The organism is Shewanella sp. N2AIL, from assembly GCF_022690845.1.
Taxonomy (GTDB): Bacteria; Pseudomonadota; Gammaproteobacteria; order Enterobacterales; family Shewanellaceae; genus Shewanella; species Shewanella baltica.
The window spans coordinates 1-20,145 of the sequence record NZ_JALBYT010000016.1 but is presented as its reverse complement, the minus strand read 5'-3'; the positions used below and the strand labels follow the sequence as shown (position 1 = coordinate 20,145).

Genomic DNA, 20,145 nt, shown 5'->3' with positions numbered 1-20,145 from the left:
AGGAATATGCAAAATCGTGAACAAATCCTCGCTATGCTGACCACTATTTTAGTGGACGAATTCGAAATTGAGGCCGAGGCGATTACGCCTGAGGCCAACCTGTATGAAGAGCTCGATCTCGACAGTATTGATGCCGTCGACTTAGTGATCAAGCTGCAGCAACTGACGGGTAAAAAGATCCAACCCGATGAATTTAAATCCGTTCGCACAGTCAACGATGTGGTTAATGCCATCGAAGGTTTAGTTAAAGACTAATGCGCGCCTTGCTACAAGTCTTAACCGCCCTCACATTGCTGGCCTATCCGGTTGCCGTGTATTTCGGGCTGAATTATTTGCCTGCTGGCACCATAGCGCTCGTGCTGTGTGTATTGCTAATTGTGCGGTTAATGCTACAAAAGCAAAAGGTTAAGACGTTAGTATTGCCCCTGTTGGTGGGGATTGTACTCACCGCAGGCAGTTATCTTGCCAAGCGCAGCGACTGGCTTTTGTATTACCCAGTGGTAATAAATCTGACTATGCTGGCTCTGTTCAGTTATTCACTGCACACTGGCCCATGCATGATAGAGCGTTTAGCCCGCTTGAAAGAACCCGATTTACCGGATGAAGCCATTCCGTATCTTAAAAAAGTCACCCTACTTTGGTGCGGCTTATTTATCTTAAATGGCTCTATGGCGGCTTATACCGCTGGCTTTACTAGCTTAGCAACCTGGACCTTGTATAACGGTTTGATTGCATACGTACTCATGGGACTGCTCCTCGGTGGGGAATGGTTATATCGCAGCTTTTGGTTGAAGAAAACATGACACAGCTACTCAAAAACTGGTTAACCCAAGGGCCATTTGCCCAACAATTGATCAGCTTTAATCACCACGACATAGTCACAGGTGCATTATTTACCAATCAGGTGGCGTATTTTTACGAGCAACTGCTCGCCGCGCCCGAGAAAAAATGGCTGCTCGCGAGTGATACCAGCGATCTGTTTGCCGTTGGATTATGTGCCGCGCTGTTAGCGGGCAAAGAAATTATCCTGCCTCCCAACACCCAAACCGGCACCTTGAGCGAGTTAACGCACCAGTTTGATGGCATATTGTCAGACAAGCCTTTGTGCGAATGCCAAGCTTTTGTGTTGCTGAAAAAAGAACTGAGTCTACCCAACAAACCTTGGCCCGCGAGCGAGGCTATCGGCGAGTTAGTGCTCTTTACCTCTGGCAGCAGCGGCGAACCTAAGGCGATCCGTAAAACACTCGAACAGTTAGATGTCGAAGTGTCTGTGCTCGAACATACTTTTGCCGAGCATTTGCCCCATTGCAGCGTAGTATCCACGGTTTCCCACCAGCATATTTACGGTCTGTTATTCAAGATTTTGTGGCCGCTCGCCGCCAGTCGACCGTTTTTAAGCGAGCAGATTGAATATCCAGAAACCCTAAGTTATTACACTGCCTTGCTGCCAAACCTGTGTTTGATCAGTAGCCCAGCCCAGTTATCGCGCCTGCCTAAAGCGCTAGAGCACGAGCGGCAGCTGCGCTCACCGAGCTTAGTGTTTAGCTCTGGCGGGCCATTAAGTTTTGCCGCGGCCAAAGGCGTCAACCAGTGCTATGGTCACTTACCCATCGAAATTTTTGGTAGTACAGAAACCGGTGGCATCGCCTATCGCCGTCAGCATGAGGCCGATGAACCTTGGCAAGTGTTTGACCGCATCTCAATAGATCAAGATCCGACCGACGGCGCCCTGCTGCTGAAATCGCCCTATTTGGCCGACGATGAATGGCTACGCTGCGAAGATAAAATCGAACCAACCGAAAATGGCCAGTTTAGACTCAAGGGCCGACTCGATCGCATCGTTAAGATTGAAGAGAAACGCCTGTCACTGGCGCAAATGGAAACCCTCATGTGCAGCCACGCCTACGTTGAGCAAGCCGCTCTGGTAGTGCTACCACAGTTTAAATCCCAACTTGGCGCGGTTGTAACCCTGTCAGAACTCGGTAAAAACGTGCTGCAAGAACAGGGCAAACTCAGTATTAACAATGCCCTAAAAGCACATTTACTGACCCAATTTGAGCGCGTCACGCTGCCACGCCGCTGGCGTTATCCCGATATTTTACCGCTTAACACTCAGGGGAAGCGTGTCACTGCCCAGTTAGTCGAGTTATTTGATCATGATTAAATCGAGTTTACCGCCGATCCTGCATTCCGATATCGGCATTGATAACATTGAATTACGTCTGTTAGTGGCGGCCGACCTTGAGTATTTTAACGGCCATTTCCCCGAACAAGCCGTGTTGCCGGGCGTGACGCAATTAGATTGGGCGGTGCGTTTAGGCTGCCAACATTTCGGTTATTCAGAGGCGGTTGCTAACTTAGAAGTGCTTAAGTTTCAGCAACTCATACTGCCGGGCCAAGAAGTCACCTTAAGCATTAGCAATAATGCCGCTAAGGCAAAACTCACCTTCGCCTATTGCGATGGTGAAAACCGTTATGCTTCAGGCCGTATCGCCTTTGATAGCACGCCCGTTAACAGCAAATCTGCTACCAACAATGGCGATGAGGCAAGTCAGTGCTAACGCCTCCCAGCGACCTCGTTGAGTCGGTGCCCATCAAACTCGCCTTAGTGATCCCCAATTACAATCACAGCGCCGCGATTGCCCAGACCTTGGCCGAACTCGCCCAGTTTAATCTGCCCTGTTATTTGATTGATGATGGCAGCAATGATGAAACCCGTTATCTACTGCAATCCTTAGCCCAAACCTATCCTTGGGTGACTTTGCTGCTGCATCCGTACAATCGTGGTAAGGGCGCCGCTGTGATGACAGGGCTGCGCCGTGCCTACCGCGACGGCTTCAGTCATGCGCTGCAGGTCGATGCTGATGGTCAACATAATCTCGCTGATATTCCGGCTATGTTAGCAAGGGCACAAGCTAAACCCGATGCGCTGATTTCGGGTAAGCCTGAGTACGATGAATCTGTACCTAAGGGCAGGCTTTATGGCCGTTACCTAACCCATTTTTGGGTATGGGTCGAAACCTTAAGCTTTGATATTCAAGATTCTATGTGTGGCTTTCGTGTTTATCCGCTGGCCGCCACCGAGCGATTACTGTGCCAGCAAGCCTTAACCGAGCGAATGGATTTTGATATCGAAATCCTGGTTAAACTTTACTGGCAAGGGGTAGAAATTCTATTCCAACCGACTAAGGTGATTTATCCCGAAGGCGGCGTCAGTCACTTTCAAGCTGTGGCCGATAATGTGCGCATCACTAAGCTGCACACTAAGTTGTTTTTCGGCATGCTCAAACGCCTGCCTTGGCTATTGAAGCGTAAATCACAGCGTAAATCGCAGCAACAAGTCGTGCAAACTTCCGATTGCTCGTCAGCAACACAATCGACTTCAGCAACATCATCAACTTCAGCCACCCATTGGTCTGGCATGAAGGAGCGCGGCAGTTACTGGGGCATCAAACTGTTAGCCGAGAGCTATCGCTTTGGCGGCCATTGGTTGTGCCGCGCCATTATGTATCCGGTGATTTGCTATTTCTTCCTCACAGGCAAAGTCACCCGTGAAGCCTCGTTAGATTTTCTGCGCCGTGTGCAAATACTTGAGCCGCAACATCCTAAGCTCAATCAGCCTGTAGGCTGGCGCGATAGCCTGAATCACTTTTTAGCCTTTGGCAATGCCGCACTCGATAGAATCGATGCCTGGTGCGATCGTATACAATTGAGCCAAGTGGATTTCCCCGACCGCCAAGTGCTGGCCGACCAGCTCGAAAGCGGCAAAGGCGCGGTGTTATTAGTGTCGCACCTTGGTAATTTAGAACTTTGCCGCGCCATTTCAATCCACCAGCGCAAAGTCAAAGTGAATGTCATGGTGCTAACTAGCCATGCGGAAAACTTCAATAAGGTGCTCAAACAGTTAAACCCAGATAGCACGCTCAATCTTATTCAAGTGACCGAGCTGAATCCTGCAACGTCTATGCTGTTACAGCAAAAAATTGAGGACGGTGAACTGGTGGTGATTGCGGGGGATAGAACCTCATCGAATACCCAAGGCCGCGTCATGTATGCGCCGTTTATGGGCCAAGATGCCGCGTTTCCACAAGGGCCGTTTATTTTGGCGGGCTTACTCGATTGCCCAGTGTTTTTAATGTTTTGCCTGCGGGAACAAGGGCGTTATCGGGTGCATTTAGAACGCTTCGCTGAAACACTGAAAGGCCCAAGAGCGGGCAGAATGGACAGATTACAGCAGGCGGTAAATCGCTACAGCGAACGTTTAGAATACTTCGCCAAACGCGAGCCTTTACAATGGTTTAATTTCTTCGATTTTTGGCGCAAAGACAGCGAGCTACAACGCACCCCATCGCCTTTAGTACAGCCTAATCCGTTACCGACAACTTCAGCATCATCGCCGATCCCAGAGCAGGATCATAAGACAGACAGGACACAGCATTCATGAGCCACACCAAAGCAGCCGACTCCGGGAGTCAATCAGACCTACAGACTGTTGAGTTCGGCCGTCAATTTCTCACCTTAGAACAAGTGGTTGCCGTCGCCAAGGGCGCACCAGTCAAGCTCTGTGACGATGCGGATTATCAAGAATATATCCAAAAAGGTGCGCGTTTTATCGATAGCCTGCTGCACGAAGAAGGCGTGGTCTATGGCGTAACCACAGGTTATGGCGACTCTTGCACAGTCAATGTGAGCTTAGATCTAGTCCACGAGTTACCGCTGCATTTAACCCGCTTCCACGGCTGCGGTTTAGGCGAGATCTTAAGCATAATGCAGGCCCGCGCTGTGATGGCTTGCCGTTTAAACTCCTTAGCCATTGGCAAATCTGGCGTGACCTATGAGCTATTAAAGCGCATCGAAACCTTGCTCAATCTCAACATAGTGCCAGTGATCCCAGAGGAAGGTTCGGTCGGCGCCAGTGGTGATTTAACGCCGCTTTCGTATTTAGCCGCTGTATTAGTCGGTGAGCGCGAAGTGATTTACCAAGGTGAGCGCCAAGCGACTCAAGCTGTGTACGCTAAACTCAACATCACCCCGCACGTGCTGCGCCCAAAAGAAGGCTTAGCCCTGATGAACGGCACGGCTGTGATGACGGCCTTGGCCTGTTTAGCCTTTGATCGCGCCCAATATCTTGCCCGCTTAAGTAGCCGCATTACCGCCATGGCTTCGTTAACGTTAAAAGGCAACTCGAACCATTTTGATGAAATCTTATTTGCCGCTAAACCGCATCCGGGACAAAACCAAATCGCCACTTGGATACGGGAAGATTTAAATCACCACGAACATCCACGCAATTCAGACAGGCTGCAGGACAGATATTCCATCCGCTGCGCACCGCACATTATCGGCGTGTTGCAGGATGCGCTGCCGTTTATGCGTCAGTTTATCGAAACCGAAGTCAACAGCGCCAACGACAACCCAATTGTCGACGGCGAAGGCGAGCACATTCTCCACGGTGGCCATTTCTACGGCGGCCATATCGCCTTTGCGATGGATTCGCTGAAAAATACTGTGGCCAACTTAGCCGATCTTATCGATCGCCAAATGGCACTCGTGATGGACCCTAAGTTTAACAATGGCTTACCTGCGAACTTATCCGGCTCAACCGGAGCGCGCCGCGCGATTAATCATGGTTTTAAAGCGGTACAAATTGGCGTGTCGGCTTGGACGGCAGAAGCACTCAAGCACACTATGCCCGCCAGCGTGTTCTCACGCTCGACCGAATGCCACAACCAAGACAAGGTCAGCATGGGCACTATCGCCGCCCGTGACTGTATGCGCGTACTGCAATTGACCGAACAAGTCGCTGCCGCCGCCTTGCTCGCCATGACCCAAGGTATTGGTTTGCGTATCGCCCAAAATGAACTGAGCGAAGCCTCGCTCACGCCATCGTTAGGGAAAACCCTCGCCCAAGTGCGCGCCGATTTTGAGACCTTAATTGAAGACAGACCGCTCGAAGCCGTGCTGCGCCAAACCATAGCAAAAATCCAAGCGGGTGAATGGGAAGTGTGCCGATGAAATCATTGCTCACTATCGATATGGAAATGCAAATTCCCTTCCACGATGTGGATTCCATGGGGATCACTTGGCATGGCAATTACCTGCGTTATTTCGAAATAGCCCGCTGTAAACTGCTCGATGAGCTAGGCTATAACTATCGACAAATGCAAGCATCTAACTATGCGTGGCCGATTATCGATTTGCAGATTAAGTACGTTAAAGCCAGCACCTTTGAGCAAAAAATCACAGTGCGCGCCGAGTTAGTTGAGTGGGAAAACCGTTTAAAGATCAATTATCAAATTCGCGATGTCGAAACCGGTGCGCGCATCACTAAGGGTTATACCATTCAGGCGGCGGTCGATATGAGCACTCAAGAATTGTGCTTTGTCACCCCAGACGTATTCCGTGACAAAATCGCCACCCTGCTCGCTAAGGTAGAAAACCAATGAACGCCACGCTAACACACATCAAGCTTATGCTTATCCTGTGTTTTTGCAGCGTATGGATATCGGCACAGTGCAAGGCTGACACATCGACAACGGCAGTTTCTGCCAACAATTACCAGCAACTATTCACCCAAACTGCGGATAAAGCACAACTTGTGGACTTAAGCCAAAAGCTTAACTTGGGCGAAACAGTTCGTGGCAACTTTGTGCAATCTCGGCAGTTAAAGGTGCTCAAAAAGCCGTTAATCAGCCAAGGTCAGTTTATCTTCGACAAAGAGCAAGGGCTGATTTGGCAACAGATAAAGCCCTTTGAATCCCTACTGATTTTAAAAGATAAGCAACTTATTCAGCGCGATAGCCAAGGTCGAGTCCAAGTCAGCAAGGCCGATGCCTCGGCAAGCGCCGCCGCTATGGGGGATTTATTGCCCAGCCTAGTGCGCGCTATGCTCGGCGGTGATATTTCCGGTTTAAGTGAGAACTTCGAGCTGCACTTCCTCAGCACAGACAAGTTAAACACAGCAAAGTTAAGCCCTGAGAAGTTAAACCCAGAAAGCTTGAGTCCAGGCAGCCAATGGCAATTAGGCCTAACGCCCAAAGATCCCTTAATGAAAAAAGCCATCGCCAATATGGTGTTAGAGGGTAGCGATACCTTGCAATCCTTAGTGCTGCTGAGCGCAGCGCCGAGTGTGAGCCCGCAGGATATGACCCGCATCGACTTTAGTGCGCTTTCCCAAGGAGCACTGAGCGAAACCGAATTGGCTCAGTATGCGTTAGCGCTCGAGGCGAATAAACCTTAACCATGCCCTCCAACTTCGCCGTGCGCGCCAGTCAAGCTTTGATGCAATCTTCCCCCAAGTGGCGCCTCGCCATTTGGCTGCTATTGATGCTATCTGCCAGTCTGTGGACGCTGCAACTCTGGCAAAACGGCGCACGGGTGCAGAGCGATATCCTCGCCATGTTGCCGCATTTACAGCAAGATAAACTCACAGAGCGCGCCCTTAACCAAGTTGAAGCCACGCTCGCTGACCAAGTCTATATTGCGCTCGTCACCAAGGATGAAACCACGGCAATCGCTGCAGCTAAGCTGTTGATGCAAAAGCTTGAAACAGACCTTGTTGCTACTGGCAAAAATGCTGCACTCACAGAGATTCGCAGCGCCGATATGCAGCTCGGTGAAGCCTTGGGGCAATACTATTTCCCCCACAGATTTAAATTACTGACAGCGCCACAAGCTGAGGCGTTAGCAACGAAAGACATTGGAAATCTGATTGAAGCGGCCACCGCACAGCTTTACAACGCCTTTAGTTACACCAATAGCAACTTGCTTGCCCAAGATCCGCTGCTGTTATTCCCAGCCAATTTACTCGCCCTCGCGCCGAGTTCAAAAGTCAGAGCCAGCCAAGGGATACTGCTCGCGAATCAAGGCGATAATGTTGCCGCGGTCGTCATGGCAAAGGGGCGAGAAAGCGCTTTTAATCCCAATGCGCAATTAGCGCAGATGACGGCATTAACAGCGGCCTTGGATGCTGTTAAACAAAGCTATCCCGATATCAATGTGCTTAAGGCTGGCGCTCTGTTTCACGCGATTGCGGCGACCCAAACGGCTAAGAGTGAAATCTCGATCCTTGGTCTTGCATCCTTACTTGGGGTGATAGCCTTAGTCTGGTTGGCATTTCGCTCTGTAATGCCGCTACTGCTGGCAATCGTCACCATTTCCAGCGGGCTCTTGCTGGCCGTGACTTTTACCTTAAGCGTGTTTGGCGAGCTGCATTTACTCACCTTAGTGTTTGGCACTAGCTTGATTGGCATTGCTATCGACTACAGTTTTCATTTTTACTGCGAGCGCTTAAGCGATAGCGAACGCAGTGCGAAGGCCACGGTCGCGTATATTTTCCCAACGGTGACACTTGCCTTTATCACCAGCGCCTTGGCTTATGTCGGCATAGGGTTAGCGCCGTTTCCCGGTATGCAGCAAGTCGCCATCTTCTGCGCAGCGGGGCTGCTTGGGGCCTATCTCACCCTCATTCTCGCCTACCCGCTACTCGCGGGCAGTCGCTTGCCTGAAGGCTCCCGCCCATTAGCATTCGCGGGGACTTACCTTGCTAGTTTAACTAAGTTATCCAACAAATTGACCACGCCGTTAGGCATGGGCCTATTTGCTTTAGTGATAGTTGTTTGGTGTCTGATTGGCGTATCGAAGTTAACCGTCGATGACGATATTCGCCATTTGCAGCAAAGCCCCGCAAGCGTGACTGAACCTGAAAATAAGCTCAGGCAGCTACTCAGCGGCGGCACAGATAATCAATTCTTACTGGTACGCGCCGCGAGTGAAGAAGCGCTACTACAACAGCTTGAGCGAGTGTCACCCCTGCTCGAGGCCGCTATAGCTAACCAAGAGTTAGGCAACTATGTCAGCCTCAGCCGTTATCTGCCCAGCCAGCAAAAACAAGACACGGCTTACCGCTTACAGGGCGAAATCTATCAAACTCAGCTAGATACAGTGATCACAAGCCTTGGGTTGGATGAAAATCTAAAGCCAGAACTGCAAGCCGCCTATTTGGCAGCAAAAACAGAGTACATCACGCCAGCAGGATTTTTTAAGTTAGAGGCAGGCAAGCAACTCGCACCGCTATGGCTTGCGCCGAATGAGGCTAACAGTCCAGTCAGCAAAGGCGCACTAAATGATGATGGGGCGAGCGCGGAACATGGCGCGGATCAGGGTGCCGATTATGGTGCAATAGTCCTCCTTGGTGGCATTCAGCAAATCGATACCCTTAAGGCCCGTTTTGCCCATGATGAAAGCGTACAACTTATCGATAAAGTCGCGGATATCTCAGCCGTCATGGGACATTACCGACTGTTAACCCTAAAACTGTTAGCCCTTGCACTTGGCATCGCACTCTTGTTATTTAGCCTGAATTTCGGCTTTAAAAATGCGGCGGTTGTGGTTGCCGTGCCAGCCCTTGCGGCCCTGCTAACGCTGGCAACTTTAGGCTTAACGGGCTCACCACTGAGTCTGTTCCATGCACTGGCACTCATTTTAGTTTTCGGGATTGGGATAGACTACAGCTTGTTTTTTGCCTCAGCCCAGAACCACGGCAAGGCCGTGATGATGGCGGTGTTTATGTCCGCCTGCTCGACCCTATTGGCCTTTGGTTTACTTGCCTTTAGCCAGACCCAAGCGATTCACTACTTTGGTTTAACCCTGTCGCTGGGCATAGGGTTTACCTTTTTACTTTCGCCGTTGATTTTGACCACAACACTGGCTTTAACCACCAATCAGCTTCTAACGACAAAAAAGTCCTGATGACTACAAGGAACGTATTTTACATGTCTACACAGGTTCACGATTTATCAACTATGCCAAATTCACTTGATGTCGATGTGGCCATTATCGGCGCAGGGCCTTCGGGCGCCATCGCTGCCAGCCTGCTACACCAGCAAGGTAAGCGCGTGCTTGTGTTAGAAAAACAGCATTTTCCTCGCTTCTCCATCGGCGAAAGTTTACTGCCCTGCTGCATGCAGTTTATCGAAGAAGCAGGTATGTTAGATGCGCTCAATGCCGCTGGATTCCAACATAAAAATGGCGCCGCTTTTCGTCGCAATGGAACTTACACCACCTTCGATTTTACCGATAAATTTACTCCTGGGCCGGGCACCACGTTTCAAGTGCAGCGCGCCAGTTTTGATAAACTGTTAGCCGATACCGCCCAAAGCCAAGGGGTCGACATCCGCTACGGCGCAACGGTCGAGGCGATAGATTTAACCGAGAACCCACGCTTAACGGTGCGTAATGAACAGGGCGAGCTTTATCAAATCAATGCCCAATATGTGCTCGACGCCAGTGGTTTTGGGCGCGTATTACCCCGCTTGCTCAACTTAGAAAGTCCGTCTTGCCTGCCACCGCGCAGCGCCATCTTCACCCATGTAGAAGACAACATCAGCGATGCTAGCTTCGATCGTAATAAGATTTTGATCAGCGTCCACCCTGAACATAAAGACATTTGGTATTGGCTTATTCCCTTTAGCAATGGCCGTTGTTCACTCGGCGTGGTGGCTGAGCCGCAGTTACTTGAGCGTTTACAAGGTTCGCTTGAGCAACAATTGATGAGCATAGTCAATGAAGAACCAGGGCTAAAAGCCCTGCTGACAAACGCTAAAGTGGTACAGGAATGCGCCACGCTCAAAGGTTATTCCGCCAATGTGTCACGCCTTGCGACCGAAAAGTTCGCGCTATTGGGTAATGCAGGCGAGTTCCTCGATCCTGTGTTTTCCTCCGGTGTGACTATCGCCATGCAATCGGCGTCTATGGCAGCAAAATGCCTGACGAAACAACTCAATGGCGAAACGGTTGACTGGCAAGCCGATTACTCAACACCTTTGATGCAGGGCGTGAATGCCTTTCGTACCTATGTGCAAGCTTGGTATGATGGCCGCTTTCAGGACGTGATCTTCTATGAAGAACCGAACGAGCGTATCAAGCAGATGATTTGTTCTATTCTGGCGGGCTATGCTTGGGATACAAATAACCCCTTTGTTAAAGACTCGGAGCGACGCCTTAACATGATAGTCGAACTGTGCCGAAACCCAGCCGCCACTCCAGCATTCGCAGAGGTCTAACCGCATGCCGCTAAACCTTAACGCTAAATGGCCAGTGATCGCCGCCCTGCTGCTCGCAAGCCTTGGGCTGACGGGCTGTAGTGAACTGCTGTTCAGGCAGACCTGTGTCGGGCTCACTAAGGATATGCGTTATTGTTTGGCTCCACTGCCCCATGACTTTGCTCCAGCGACCGATAAGCCGTTGACTCATCCTAGGATACAGCCCGCGACTGAGTCTACAACTAAGCCCGCCATCATGGCGAGTCAGCAAACCGACAGCAATACTGGCGTATCTTCACCCCAGTCCTTTAGCCAAAAAGTCAGTATTAAAGTGGGTAAAGAGTCCCACGAACTGCTCACTCAATTGGAGTTAGAGGGCGAGCGCATGACGCTCGTGGGTTTAGCGCCACTCGGACAGGCTTTGTTTACCTTAGTTTATGATGGGAATACACTCCGCAGTGAGCAAAGCGTGCTGCTGGGCGACAATTTTAAAGCCGAGTATTTAATGGCGATGATGCAACTGATCTATTGGCCTGAGCAGAGTATTCGCGCCCATTTGGAAGGTGGCCATTTAGTGACTGGCCTTTGCGATGCGGCTGGAGACTCACTTGTTAACACTTCGTCCTGTCGCCAGATCTATAGCCAAGATACCTTGATCAGTAAAAGCGCCCTGCAAACCCATGTGGTGCAAATCCGTTATCAACAAAATGTCGGCGATGCCCTATGGCAAGCCCACATCAGCTTAACTATGCCGCAGGCCAAGTTTGAGCTAGAAATCGAACCTATTTAACCTTTTAACACCCGCACTTCACTGTGCCATGGTAAAAAAACGATACGCTATGATGAACAGAGTAGCCATTACACAGATTGGATTGTGTACCCCGCTAGGGCAAGATCCCCAGCAGGTTTTAGACCGCCTGATCGCGGGCGATACCAGCGCGATGCAGCGCAGTGACACACTCCTGTTCGAGCACCCAACCTTAGTTGCGCCAGTGACAGCTGCGCTGCCGGCGATTCCTGCAAAGCTCATTCAGTTCGATTGCCGCAATAACCAGTTACTCCTATGCGCGGCGCAGCAAATTACCGCCACGATTGAACAAGCGAAACGGGATTTTGGTCATACCCGCATTGGCGTTGTGCTAGGCACGAGCACCTCGGGGATTTCTAAAGGTGAAGCGGCCCTGAGCTACCGCAATCAACACGGCCACTTTCCGGCGGATTACCACTATTTCCAGCAGGAGCTCGGCAGCACTAGCGACTTTTTGCGCCAATATTTTGAGCTAGATGGCCCTTGCTACACGATTTCAACCGCCTGCTCCTCCAGCGCCAAAGTCTTTGCCAGTGCCAAACGTTTACTCAGCGCTAACCTCTGCGATATGGTGATAGTTGGCGGTGTCGACAGTTTGTGCCAACTGACAGTCAATGGTTTTAATGCTTTGGAATCTGTGTCGAAAGGCCACTGCAATCCCTTTAGTATCAACCGTGATGGCATCAATATCGGCGAAGGCGCAGCCTTATTCGTGCTGACGGCGGGCGAGTCCGATGTGATGCTGGCTGGCATTGGCGAGTCGAGCGATGCCCATCATATTTCGGCGCCACACCCCGAAGGCGCAGGCGCTATCACCGCCATGCAAGCGGCTTTGCAAGATGCGAATATTGCGGCACAAGACATTGGTTACATTAACTTACACGGCACAGCGACACCCAAAAATGATGCGATGGAAAGCCGCGCTGTGGTTGAAGTCTTTGGCGTCAACACCCCGCCCTGCAGCTCGACCAAACCCTTAGTCGGCCATACCTTAGGTGCCGCTGGCGCGATTGAAGCCGCCTTCTGCTATTTATTGCTTTCGGCACATAATCACGGCCAAGCCCTGCCGCCCCATCAATGGGACGGACAAGTCGATCCACAGGACCCGTCCATTGCCTTAGTCGAACGCCATCAAGTCGCCGCAAAAGGTGCACTTAATTATGTGATGAGTAATTCCTTCGCCTTTGGCGGCAGCAATGCCAGCCTGATTTTTTGCCGTAACGAGGCCTAAAATGATGCCCTTTATTCAATTCAATTTACCCTTTGCCGAGCAGGATATTGCCGATTTCATCCCCCACAGGGCGCCGATGATCTTGGTCGATAAGATCATCTCTTATCAACGCGATACCTTAGTTACCGAAGTCACTATCACAACCCAAAGCCCCTATTTCGACGATAAACATAAAGCCGTACCCAATTATGTGGGTATCGAATATATGGCCCAAAGTATTGCCGCACTGGCCGGAGTAGAAGCTAAGCTACGCAATGATAAAATCCGCGTGGGTTTTCTGTTGGGGTCGCGCAAATTAGCGCTACATGCCAAGCAATATGAACTCGGGCGCACCTATCGCACCCAGGTAAACCGCCTCTATCAAGAGGAGTCGGGATTAGCGGTATTCGATTGCCAGATTTATCTGCTGCCCGAAGCCGGAAGCGATCAAGAGAAAATCTTAGTCGCCACAGCGAATGTGAATGTGTTCCAACCTCAAGACACGCAAGCCTACCTTGATGGAAATCAAGACGCGGGCAATAGAAGCCTTGGGCACTGACTTGGACACTAATATCGAGGCAATGCTGAGACCATGCAATCGCAGCAAACTGAATTAGCCTGTCGATAAAAGCGTTAGATTAAGCGCATTAGCAAGCAGCTTTTTACCATAAATACATGAAACCCCATACCGACTCCTAAAGATAAAATGGGGTGGAGAAAACAAATGAATAACAGAGTATTAGTCACAGGTTCGAGCCGCGGCATAGGTAAAGCCATCGCCCTCAAACTGGCGCAAGCAGGCTTCGATATCGCCCTGCATTACCACAGCAATCAAACGGCTGCCGATGCCACTGCCGTTGAAGTTCGCGCGCTTGGAGTCAATGTGAGCCTGCTGAAATTTGATGTTGCCGACCGCGCGACAGTCAAAGCCGCCATCGAAGCCGATATCGAGGCCAATGGTGCCTATTACGGCGTGATCCTCAATGCTGGCATCAACCGCGATACCGCCTTTCCCGCCATGACTGAAAGCGAGTGGGACAGCGTCATTCACACTAACTTGGACGGTTTTTATAATGTCATCCATCCCTGCGTGATGCCTATGGTACAAGGCAGAAAAGGTGGACGTATCATCACCTTAGCCTCGGTATCTGGGATCGCGGGCAACCGTGGCCAAGTGAATTACAGCGCCTCCAAAGCGGGTATTATCGGCGCAACTAAGGCATTGTCATTAGAACTGGCAAAACGCAAAATTACCGTCAACTGTATCGCCCCCGGCTTGATAGAAACCGACATGGTGGCCGATATTCCTAAGGACATGGTCGAGCAATTAGTGCCGATGCGCCGTATGGGTAAACCCAATGAAATCGCCGCCTTAGCCGCATTTTTAATGTCTGACGATGCAGCCTATATCACTCGCCAAGTGATATCGGTCAATGGAGGCATGATCTAAATGAGCGAGGCGACAAATCAAACACGCTGTAAACGAGTGGTCATCACAGGTGTTGGTGGTATTACCGCACTAGGCCATGATTGGCCAACCATTGCGACGAGCCTTAAGGCGCAGAAAAACTGCGTCGTCACTATGAATGACTGGGATAGATACGACGGCCTCAACACCCGTTTAGCCGCGCCTATTACTGACTTTGACGTGCCAAGCCATTATTCACGCAAGAAAATTCGTTCCATGGGCAAGGTTTCTATTATGGCAACCCGCGCCAGTGAACTTGCATTAATCGATGCGGGGCTGTTGGATGACCCTATCGTATCCTCAGGTGAAATGGGGATTGCCTATGGTTCATCCACAGGCAGTACCGATCCTATTACCGCCTTTGGCGATATGCTGAAAACGGGTGATATGTCGGGCGTCACCGCCACTAGCTATATCCGTATGATGGCGCACACCACAGCGGTGAACGTTGGCGTCTTCTTCGGCTTAAAGGGCCGAATTCACACCACCAGCAGCGCATGCACTTCGGGGAGCCAAGGCATAGGTTATGCCTATGAAGCCATCAAATACGGTCAGCAAACCTTAATGCTAGCGGGCGGCGGCGAAGAACTCTGTCCCACCGAAGCTGTGGTGTTCGATACCCTGTTTGCCACCAGCACCAAAAACTCCACACCCGAACTCACGCCGCGCCCCTTCGATGCGAGCCGTGATGGCCTCGTCATTGGCGAAGGGGCTTGTACGCTGGTGCTCGAAGAGCTAGAACACGCCAAGGCGCGTGGTGCAAAAATTTATGCTGAGTTAGTCGGTTTTGGCACAAATTCCGACGGTCAACACGTCACCCAACCGAATGCCCAGACCATGGAGATCGCCATCAAATTGGCCCTCAAAGATGCGCAGCTTGAGCCTAGCGCCATAGGTTATGTGAACGCCCATGGCACAGCCACCGACCGTGGTGATATCGCCGAGAGTCACGCGACTCACGCGGTATTTGGCACTAACATGCCGATTTCATCCCTAAAAAGCTACACGGGCCACACCTTAGGTGCATGCGGCGCGCTAGAAGCTTGGGTGAGTATTGAGATGATGAATGCGGGCTGGTTTGCGCCAACACTCAATCTTGAGAATATCGACCCACAGTGCGCCGATTTGGACTATATCCGTAACGAACTGCGCCCGATCGACACAGATTATGTCATGAGTAATAATTTCGCCTTTGGCGGCATTAATACCTCGCTGATTTTTAAACGCTGGACCAGATAACACCTACAACCCACATAAGGACATAGCAATGAAACCACTGTTTGCAGGGATGCTGCTGAGCATCAGTTTATTAACCGCGCCACTGTTTGCCAAAGAATACACGGTAGAAACCTACCAAGAAGTCTTTAAGGGCGACAACGAATTTAAGCAGAAACAAGCCATCGAATCGTTAAGCCTTGCAGGCTTATCCGATCCTGCAATTTACGATGTGCTCGAAGCTAAACTGCTTGCCTCTTTACCCCAAGCGACTGAAAAAAATGCCATCGACTACAGTGCTTGGTTAGTCAAAGGCTTAGCCTACTCGGGTAACGACAAGTACAGCGAAACCATCAACAGCATTGTAAATGGTAACTATCACAAAAAACTCAAAAAATACGCATCTCAAGCCAATGAAAACCTAGCGCAATATAAAAAGTGGAATACAATTCTTGGGGATAAAAGCCAATATGCTGCCGACCAAAGTCAGCAAAATAATGCCTTTGCCAATGCCCTACGCAGCGATGATTTAGAGTTAATGCGACTGGCGGCTAAACGCATTATGGATGACCGCCAGTACGATGACTTTATCCTAGCCGTACTCAGTAACGAATTGAAAACACCACGCTTAATGGCCGATGATAAACTCGCCATCGATACCTATGCCAATATGGCAAAAGCCCTAGCTAGTTCAGGCAACGCAGATTACCGCGACGTGATTGAAAGTATTGCGACCACAAGTTCGAACCGAAAACTGCAAAAATATGCGGCAAGCTACCTGAAGAAATTCTACTAAACCTGCCCGTTTTACGCTTAATAGAACAAATCATGGCCGAACTTATCCTCGGCCATTTTTATATTCGCTTGGATAATGTTGAGAATCGGAAAGGATAATTAATAGTGAGCGGATTAGGGAGCCCCCGCAGAATGCCGCACAGCGCGGTTGACCTTGTAGCCAGTGCCTTTTACTGGCGATAAAGCTTTATGACCCGTTTGTTTTCGAAAAGATCGCACGATTTAATCGTTTTGAGCGTTTCGCACAATACACTATACTGCCACTGTATTTCCAAATAATAGGGCTTAATCGTGCAAACATTAACAGCCAATGACGCCAAACGAAATTTCGGTGAGTTACTGCTAAATGCTCAACGCGAACCCATCAAGATCAGCAAAAACAGTAAAGATGCGGTTGTTGTGATGTCTATCCACGACTTCGAACAGCTTGAGGCGATGAAAGCGGATTACCTTAAACACTGCTTCAACGCTGCTAAAGAAGACTTAGCGAAAGCTAATGTCGTTGATGGCGAAGATTTTCTTAACGCCCTGTAGCAACTTACATGAAAAATAAACGCTATAAACTGAGTAAGTTAGCTCAGCCACAACTACCCCAAAATCATCTGAAATAGCCTTTCAAGCCTTATTAGTTCAATCTCTGCATTGCAGAGTTCGTTTCAGAAACTGATATTCGGGGCTATAAAACCTTCAGCGATTGAGATTAAGCACTCTCATTACAGTGACACGCCATGAGCTCGTCCTTGAGGGCTCGACGGCGGCATCCATGCCGCCAACGGTCACTTCCATGACAGTGCTTAATTCCGTTAGCTAAACTGTATTCTGTTAGCCTGAACATGCACTCAATGTTGCCAACAGTGCAATACCTAAACCAAGCTAGCCATCTCAGCAGACATACCTTAGGCGTAAACAAGATAACGTAAATATTCGACTGTTCTGTTTTTCTGCTTTCTGAAACGCAACTATTTGTTTTATAAAAAATAAAAATCCTACCACAAGCCCTTTAAAACATACTTACCAGACTAAAATGGCAGCGACAAAGGTTTTGACAGCGACGTCAACTCAGTCTAATATCTACCGCAACACGACCCTGGCCTCTTGGTTGCTTTGCAACTTACGCTGGGGTTCTTATTTAGCGGCGTTACCACCACTCCTGCCAGTTCTCTATGTACCCCATGTTTGCCAATCCCAGCTTGCGCACCGACTGCTGTGCGGGGAACGTCAGCAGGTGATCCCGTAGGCGAATATGCCACTGGGTATTTGGGCAAATCACCTTGAGTAGATGGCGCGTGATGGCCAGCAACACGAATGGCTTGGCCAGCCTCTCATCATCTTTTGCCAAGAAATCGCACCACAGCACAGCTCCCGGCTTGGGCAACTTCACCTGAGTGGTAACGTTGCGATTCCAAAGGCGGCTATGATGGGCACAGATATTGCGCAGGTAACTGAGACCGTAGATCCAGCTGGCAAACACCTGCCAGTCCAAACCGTATTTGCTGGCGATATGCTGCTGTTCTGACACTTTCATCATGCAGATCAGCTGCGAGATAGCGCCAAAATCAAACACCTCTACCGCCACCCAGATCGGCAGCTCGTCACCATGGCGCTGATGGTAGTGGCGAACAAAATCCTCTTTGGAACGCTTTATCAACCCCCGGTATTTCTCCATCCACGCTTCAAATCGAGTCTGGTGACTTCCCCTGAATGCGGGCTGCCGGATAAAGCTGGGATGGAAGTAGCTACAATCGAGGTGAGCAAAGGTATCTCGCTTGCCAAGGTGATAGGCAAGATCGACCCGTAAGGCAACCTCGATCCGCTCTAACGCATCCAGTACCAGCAGGCGCAATTTCTTGTCGAACAGATAGAGCTCGACCGCATCCAGCAAATGTGTAGCGGTACAAAACTGGTCAGTTGCCCGGGTATCCCGTTTTCCCTCACCCTCAGCTGCTGGCTCAAAGCGGCGAAATGGATACCAGTAACCGCTTAAACGGTAATAACCGATCCGCTCCAGATAGTTCAGAGCGGCATCTTGGTCGGTGACCGTAATACCACGCTCAATCAGCTGATCCAGTTGCTGTTGATAGCTAAGCCAGGGGCGAGCGTAGGGCATCAGGCAAGGGCTCCTTCCACCAGCGACTCAGCCAGGGCAAGCTGGGACTGCTGGCTAGTTTGTAGGCGAGATTTTAGTTGGTCGCAAAACAGAACTAAATCCGTAAGCTTTGACGTTATTTTGTTCATCTCAGACTCCGGACATACTGGCACAAGAATGTTAGATAAACTATCCACATTTAATTTTGGCATTTTTATTCTATTTTATGCAGCTCTAACTTGCGCTAAAAAAACCTCAGATACGATGATTTTTAGCAAGAAATCAGAGCTTATCATTGCGTCTAGAAGGAAACATATCTGCGCTACATAACCCATCAAGGTCTGCAATAATTGCTTTTGACAACGAAGGACGTATTTTTGAGTTTAAAAAATAAATAAAACCATCCATTTCAAATCAATAACATAATGCACTTTCGTTTTGTCAACAACCTGCTTTGGCTAAAATGGCTTGAATGAGAGTAATCAAAAGTGGCATGACTGTATCTGAGGCAAAAATCGACTTAGTGTTAGCTTACCCTTTGCTTATCCACCACGGCGCATTGGCAAACAGATAACAACAAAAAGATCAAAAAGATCGGACAGTCATAATTTTTGCTTCTTAAAGATTGATCAATTACGTAAGAGCCTAAGGGATACACCATCCCCTCGGAGTTGCCGCAGGGCATTTGCGTTCGTTGCGTGATCGAGGCATGGTCGTTCTCGTGCATATATGGACCCATCCGGTTTGCAAGACATTCGATAGCGATTTTGAGAAGAGTTCATTGCACCCATATATCCGGCCTGTTATTGAGGTATGCCTCTGGCCCTGATGGATATCTGCTTCTACTGTCCTTATCATCCTTGCGGCTTCATTATGAGCCTATGCCGAGCTAAGGTTTTCGGTAGATCAGTCTGACTGTCTCATCATCAATTCAAGTGTCTTAGCAACTTGCTGGTTGGTTAATTATTAACGTTTATTGAATCTATTCAGCACTATACTGGAAGTCGATATTCTTCGTCATGCGCCGCGATAACCCATGCCATTCTCGCGAGTTTATTGGCGACGGCTACACAGGCTCGGTTAAAACCTCGGCGTTCTGCTAACTGGATTGCCCAGCAGCTAAATTTATCCTGTTTATGACAACTGTGTTGCAACACGGCTCTGGCGCCGTGGATGAACAGGGTGCGTAAATACGCATTTCCCCGTTTGCTTATCCCAAGGAGGTTATCTTTACCTCCACTGCTGTGTTGCTTGGGAACTAAGCCACACCAAGCTGAAAAGTGCCTGCCATTAGTGAAGTCTTTACCATCACCTGCGGCGGCATAAAAGGCGGTAGCGGTGACTGGACCAATACCTGGGATAGTTTCTAAACGCTGGCAAATCACATTGTTCTTTGTCCCGTCCTAAGATAGGTTGACAGTTTTTAGGCCAGCTCCTGTAGCTGGCCTTTTCTATTGTGCACCTGATTAGGGGTTGCCATATTCAAACTCAGATGCGGTCTCATTTCGTTGTATATTGCTA

The 20,145-nt window shown here is 49.6% G+C and carries 18 protein-coding genes and 1 pseudogene; 17 read left to right on the top strand and 2 right to left on the bottom strand.

All coding sequences use genetic code 11. The features are described from left to right. Nucleotides 1–6 precede the first annotated feature (6 nt). The 17 genes from MO387_RS11135 (at nt 7) to MO387_RS11055 (ending at nt 17,072) form a co-directional block, all read left to right on the top strand. The gene (locus MO387_RS11135; RefSeq protein WP_006079822.1) at nt 7–255 is read left to right on the top strand and encodes an acyl carrier protein; all 249 of its coding nucleotides are present in this window, start codon (nt 7–9) and stop codon (nt 253–255) included. Further along, the gene (locus tag MO387_RS11130) at nt 255–803 is read left to right on the top strand and encodes a hypothetical protein (RefSeq protein WP_071940445.1); all 549 of its coding nucleotides are present in this window, start codon (nt 255–257) and stop codon (nt 801–803) included. Before MO387_RS11135 ends, MO387_RS11130 begins: the two co-directional genes overlap by 1 nt. Then, on the top strand, nt 800–2,164 hold the full coding sequence (locus tag MO387_RS11125) for an AMP-binding protein (RefSeq protein WP_107949591.1): 1,365 nt from the start codon (nt 800–802) through the stop codon (nt 2,162–2,164). The genes MO387_RS11130 and MO387_RS11125 overlap by 4 nt, the downstream gene beginning before the upstream one ends. Beyond that, the gene (locus tag MO387_RS11120; protein ID WP_006079816.1) at nt 2,157–2,561 is read left to right on the top strand and encodes a thioester dehydrase; all 405 of its coding nucleotides are present in this window, start codon (nt 2,157–2,159) and stop codon (nt 2,559–2,561) included. The genes MO387_RS11125 and MO387_RS11120 overlap by 8 nt, the downstream gene beginning before the upstream one ends. After that, entirely contained in the window at nt 2,555–4,444 is a 1,890-nt protein-coding gene (locus tag MO387_RS11115) for a glycosyltransferase family 2 protein (protein ID WP_107949593.1), read from the top strand. The genes MO387_RS11120 and MO387_RS11115 overlap by 7 nt, the downstream gene beginning before the upstream one ends. Further along, nucleotides 4,441–6,015 (top strand): aromatic amino acid ammonia-lyase, encoded by a 1,575-nt coding sequence (locus MO387_RS11110; RefSeq protein WP_242326281.1) that lies wholly within the window; start codon nt 4,441–4,443, stop codon nt 6,013–6,015. Before MO387_RS11115 ends, MO387_RS11110 begins: the two co-directional genes overlap by 4 nt. After that, nucleotides 6,012–6,446, top strand: coding sequence for an acyl-CoA thioesterase (locus tag MO387_RS11105; RefSeq protein WP_006079813.1), 435 nt, complete (start codon nt 6,012–6,014; stop codon nt 6,444–6,446). Before MO387_RS11110 ends, MO387_RS11105 begins: the two co-directional genes overlap by 4 nt. Then, nucleotides 6,443–7,240: an outer membrane lipoprotein carrier protein LolA gene (locus MO387_RS11100; protein ID WP_242326280.1), complete on the top strand. Its 798-nt coding sequence runs from the start codon at nt 6,443–6,445 to the stop codon at nt 7,238–7,240. Before MO387_RS11105 ends, MO387_RS11100 begins: the two co-directional genes overlap by 4 nt. Nucleotides 7,241–7,242: 2 nt before the next feature. Next, a complete protein-coding gene (locus tag MO387_RS11095) occupies nt 7,243–9,750 on the top strand; it encodes an MMPL family transporter (protein WP_242326279.1) in 2,508 nt (835 codons plus the stop codon). 23 nt (nt 9,751–9,773) lie between these two features. Next, nucleotides 9,774–11,063 carry an NAD(P)/FAD-dependent oxidoreductase gene (locus MO387_RS11090; protein WP_107949601.1) on the top strand — a complete coding sequence of 430 codons (1,290 nt, stop codon included), beginning with the start codon at nt 9,774–9,776 and terminating at the stop codon, nt 11,061–11,063. 4 nt (nt 11,064–11,067) lie between these two features. After that, nucleotides 11,068–11,832: a DUF3261 domain-containing protein gene (locus MO387_RS11085; RefSeq protein WP_242326278.1), complete on the top strand. Its 765-nt coding sequence runs from the start codon at nt 11,068–11,070 to the stop codon at nt 11,830–11,832. Between the two features lie 49 nt (nt 11,833–11,881). After that, nucleotides 11,882–13,081 carry a beta-ketoacyl-[acyl-carrier-protein] synthase family protein gene (locus tag MO387_RS11080; protein WP_242326277.1) on the top strand — a complete coding sequence of 400 codons (1,200 nt, stop codon included), beginning with the start codon at nt 11,882–11,884 and terminating at the stop codon, nt 13,079–13,081. A 4-nt stretch (nt 13,082–13,085) separates the two neighbouring features. Continuing rightward, a complete protein-coding gene (locus MO387_RS11075; RefSeq protein ID WP_014620562.1) occupies nt 13,086–13,619 on the top strand; it encodes a hotdog family protein in 534 nt (177 codons plus the stop codon). Nucleotides 13,620–13,784: 165 nt separating this feature from the next. Further along, the gene (locus MO387_RS11070; RefSeq protein ID WP_242326276.1) at nt 13,785–14,510 is read left to right on the top strand and encodes a 3-ketoacyl-ACP reductase FabG2; all 726 of its coding nucleotides are present in this window, start codon (nt 13,785–13,787) and stop codon (nt 14,508–14,510) included. Next, nucleotides 14,511–15,767 carry a beta-ketoacyl-ACP synthase gene (locus MO387_RS11065; RefSeq protein ID WP_107949609.1) on the top strand — a complete coding sequence of 419 codons (1,257 nt, stop codon included), beginning with the start codon at nt 14,511–14,513 and terminating at the stop codon, nt 15,765–15,767. 28 nt (nt 15,768–15,795) lie between these two features. Continuing rightward, a complete protein-coding gene (locus tag MO387_RS11060; protein WP_107949611.1) occupies nt 15,796–16,539 on the top strand; it encodes a hypothetical protein in 744 nt (247 codons plus the stop codon). 290 nt (nt 16,540–16,829) lie between these two features. Next, entirely contained in the window at nt 16,830–17,072 is a 243-nt protein-coding gene (locus tag MO387_RS11055) for a type II toxin-antitoxin system Phd/YefM family antitoxin (protein ID WP_107949614.1), read from the top strand. Between the two features lie 604 nt (nt 17,073–17,676). Here MO387_RS11055 and MO387_RS11050 read toward each other — a convergent pair. Then, entirely contained in the window at nt 17,677–18,645 is a 969-nt protein-coding gene (locus MO387_RS11050; protein ID WP_107949616.1) for an Abi family protein, read from the bottom strand. 971 nt (nt 18,646–19,616) lie between these two features. After that, nucleotides 19,617–20,021: pseudogene (locus MO387_RS11045) on the bottom strand (IS110 family transposase); the annotation flags it as partial. Between the last annotated feature and the right edge of the window lie 124 nt (nt 20,022–20,145).

What these genes read in the sequence shown, in the direction of transcription:
- MO387_RS11135 (WP_006079822.1), top strand. Translation starts at nt 7, where the DNA reads ATGCAAAATCGTGAACAAATCCTCGCTATGCTGACCACTATTTTAGTG.
- MO387_RS11130 (WP_071940445.1), top strand. Translation starts at nt 255, where the DNA reads ATGCGCGCCTTGCTACAAGTCTTAACCGCCCTCACATTGCTGGCCTAT.
- MO387_RS11125 (WP_107949591.1), top strand. Translation starts at nt 800, where the DNA reads ATGACACAGCTACTCAAAAACTGGTTAACCCAAGGGCCATTTGCCCAA.
- MO387_RS11120 (WP_006079816.1), top strand. Translation starts at nt 2,157, where the DNA reads ATGATTAAATCGAGTTTACCGCCGATCCTGCATTCCGATATCGGCATT.
- MO387_RS11110 (WP_242326281.1), top strand. Translation starts at nt 4,441, where the DNA reads ATGAGCCACACCAAAGCAGCCGACTCCGGGAGTCAATCAGACCTACAG.
- MO387_RS11105 (WP_006079813.1), top strand. Translation starts at nt 6,012, where the DNA reads ATGAAATCATTGCTCACTATCGATATGGAAATGCAAATTCCCTTCCAC.
- MO387_RS11100 (WP_242326280.1), top strand. Translation starts at nt 6,443, where the DNA reads ATGAACGCCACGCTAACACACATCAAGCTTATGCTTATCCTGTGTTTT.
- MO387_RS11095 (WP_242326279.1), top strand. Translation starts at nt 7,243, where the DNA reads ATGCCCTCCAACTTCGCCGTGCGCGCCAGTCAAGCTTTGATGCAATCT.
- MO387_RS11090 (WP_107949601.1), top strand. Translation starts at nt 9,774, where the DNA reads ATGTCTACACAGGTTCACGATTTATCAACTATGCCAAATTCACTTGAT.
- MO387_RS11085 (WP_242326278.1), top strand. Translation starts at nt 11,068, where the DNA reads ATGCCGCTAAACCTTAACGCTAAATGGCCAGTGATCGCCGCCCTGCTG.
- MO387_RS11080 (WP_242326277.1), top strand. Translation starts at nt 11,882, where the DNA reads ATGATGAACAGAGTAGCCATTACACAGATTGGATTGTGTACCCCGCTA.
- MO387_RS11075 (WP_014620562.1), top strand. Translation starts at nt 13,086, where the DNA reads ATGCCCTTTATTCAATTCAATTTACCCTTTGCCGAGCAGGATATTGCC.
- MO387_RS11070 (WP_242326276.1), top strand. Translation starts at nt 13,785, where the DNA reads ATGAATAACAGAGTATTAGTCACAGGTTCGAGCCGCGGCATAGGTAAA.
- MO387_RS11065 (WP_107949609.1), top strand. Translation starts at nt 14,511, where the DNA reads ATGAGCGAGGCGACAAATCAAACACGCTGTAAACGAGTGGTCATCACA.
- MO387_RS11060 (WP_107949611.1), top strand. Translation starts at nt 15,796, where the DNA reads ATGAAACCACTGTTTGCAGGGATGCTGCTGAGCATCAGTTTATTAACC.
- MO387_RS11050 (WP_107949616.1), bottom strand. Translation starts at nt 18,645, where the DNA reads ATGCCCTACGCTCGCCCCTGGCTTAGCTATCAACAGCAACTGGATCAG.